We start from the raw sequence: 1,034 nt of genomic DNA, 5'->3' as shown, positions 1-1,034 counted from the left end.
CCGCAGAAAGCGCCAAGCAAGCTGGATCAGGCCGCGACGGACGCGGGCGTTACCTGCCTTCGCCAGTCCCTTCTGGCGCCGCTTGGAGCCACTTTCGTCGGGCGCGCCGGTCAGGCCGGCATAGCGCGCCACAGCCCGCCGGTCGCGAAGATTGCGGGAGAGCACCTCCTGAACCAGCATGTCTGCTGTCTCGATGCCGATGCCGATAATGCTGGCGATGAGACGCACCATCGCGTGCGGCCCCGCCGCCGGCTCCTGTTCGAGACGCGCAAGGCGGGCCTTCTCGATCGCTTTGATTTGCTCGCAGACCATGGCGAGCCGGGCCATGTCGCGCCGGAGCTCATCGATCGTATTGGGTAGCAGTGGCAGACCGTCCGGTGTCCGCAGCCCGTCAAGGCGCTGTACTGCCTTTCGCAATTTGGGATTGAAGCTGCGGATCCCGAGCCACGCCAGGATCGCCTTCATGCGGTTGATGATCCGCGTGCGCTCGCTGACCAGACTTTCCCGCTCACGGCTTGGACGCCTGGCATCCTCTTCCTCGAGCGTCGGAACTGCGACCATCCCGCAATGCCCACGCTCGCCGCGTAGCCAGCCCAGGAAGACGCGCATCAGCATCGCCGTGTCCAACCGATCGGTCTTCGCCCGACGATGCTCGCGCGACACCGCGACGCTAGTCGAATGGACGACGTGCACCTCGATGCCGCGCCTCTCCAGCCACCGCGCCAGCCAGAACCCATCGCGCCCGGCCTCGAAGGCCAGCGCAATCCGTTCGATTGCATTGCCCACCTTGACCGCCTCGTCACGCCACCGCTCCACCAGCCGCAGCAAAGCAATAGGATCAGGCTCCAACTTTTTCAGAGGCAAGCGTTCAATGCCGGGAACCTGTCCCGCCGCCAACCAACTCGATTCACTCATTTCAACAACGACGATTACGCTGCTATTTTGATCAAACGGGACGAGCGAACGGCTCAGATCGTCAACCTGGGTCATGGGACACCTCTATCGCTTCTATCAAACGACGATGGTGCCATGCC

Annotated in this window: 1 protein-coding gene; it reads right to left on the bottom strand. The window is 63.3% G+C overall.

What is annotated here, in order from left to right; translation table 11 throughout:
* Window positions 1–990 (bottom strand): IS110 family RNA-guided transposase (locus D3227_RS40370; protein WP_120019464.1); only part of this gene is annotated, 990 nt, incomplete at its 3' end.
* Window positions 991–1,034 lie beyond the last annotated feature (44 nt).

The organism is Mesorhizobium waimense, assembly GCF_003601975.1.
Lineage (GTDB): Bacteria > Pseudomonadota > Alphaproteobacteria > Rhizobiales > Rhizobiaceae > Mesorhizobium > Mesorhizobium waimense.
The sequence above is the reverse complement of the archived record's forward strand: the minus strand, read 5'-3'. Positions and strand labels throughout refer to the sequence as shown.